Origin of the sequence: Serratia sp. (in: enterobacteria), assembly GCF_051654945.1 — a bacterium.
GTDB lineage: Bacteria > Pseudomonadota > Gammaproteobacteria > Enterobacterales > Enterobacteriaceae > Chania.
This window is the reverse complement of sequence record NZ_JBOFZA010000039.1, coordinates 1-1025: the sequence shown is the minus strand read 5'-3', so window position 1 is coordinate 1025 and position 1025 is coordinate 1. Positions and strand designations below refer to the sequence as shown.

The following is a 1025-nucleotide window of genomic DNA, read 5'->3' as shown; positions in this document are numbered from 1 at the left end:
CATTCGGCTGAGCCTTAGGACCCGACTAACCCTGATCCGATTAGCGTTGATCAGGAAACCTTAGTCTTTCGGCGAGGGGGTTTCTCACCCCCTTTATCGTTACTTATACCTACATTTGCTTTTCCACACGCTCCAGAGTACCTTACGATACGCCTTCAACGCAGAGTGGAATGCTCCCCTACCAATCTACATCAGTAGATTCCATAGCTTCGGTAAACAGCTTATACCCGATTATTATCCACGCCAAATTCCTCGACTAGTGAGCTGTTACGCACTCTTTAAATGAATGGCTGCTTCCAAGCCAACATCCTAGCTGTCTTAGCAATCTGACTTCGTTAGTTTAACTTAGCTGTTATTTGGGGACCTTAGCTGATGGTCTGGATTCTTCTCCTCTCGGGCACGGACCTTAGCACCCATGCCCTCACTCCTAATCTAAAACTAATGCGCATTCGGAGTTTATCAAGACTTGATAGGCGGTGAAGCCCTCGCATCTAATCAGTCGCTCTACCTCACATTAGTAAAAATTAAGGCTGCACCTAAATGCATTTCGGGGAGTACGAGCTATCTCCGAGTTTGATTAGCCTTTCACCCCTACCCTCAGGTCATCCGGAAGCTTTTCAACGCTTATCGGTTCGGTCCTCCAGTTGGTGTTACCCAACCTTCAACCTGCCCAAGGGTAGATCACTCGGTTTCGCGTCTACCACTACCAACTAAAACGCCCTATTAAGACTCGCTTTCGCTTCGGCTGCAGAACTCATGTTCCTTAACCTTGCTGGCAACGGTAACTCGTAGGTTCATTATGCAAAAGGCACGCCGTCACAGCACGAAGCTGCTCCGACCGCTTGTAGGCGCACGGTTTCAGGGACTATTTCACTCTTCTATTCGAAGTACTTTTCACCTTTCCTTCACAGTACTGGTTCGCTATCGGTCTCTCGGGAGTATTTAGCCTTACCGGATGGTCCCGGCAGATTCACACAGAATTTCACGTGTTCCGCGCTACTCAGGATACCACTATGCTTCGTTTA

At 48.3% G+C, this 1025-nt stretch carries 1 rRNA gene; it reads right to left on the bottom strand.

What is annotated here, in order from left to right:
* Positions 1 to 1025: ribosomal RNA gene (locus ACRDCA_RS05445) — 23S ribosomal RNA — on the bottom strand; the annotation flags it as partial.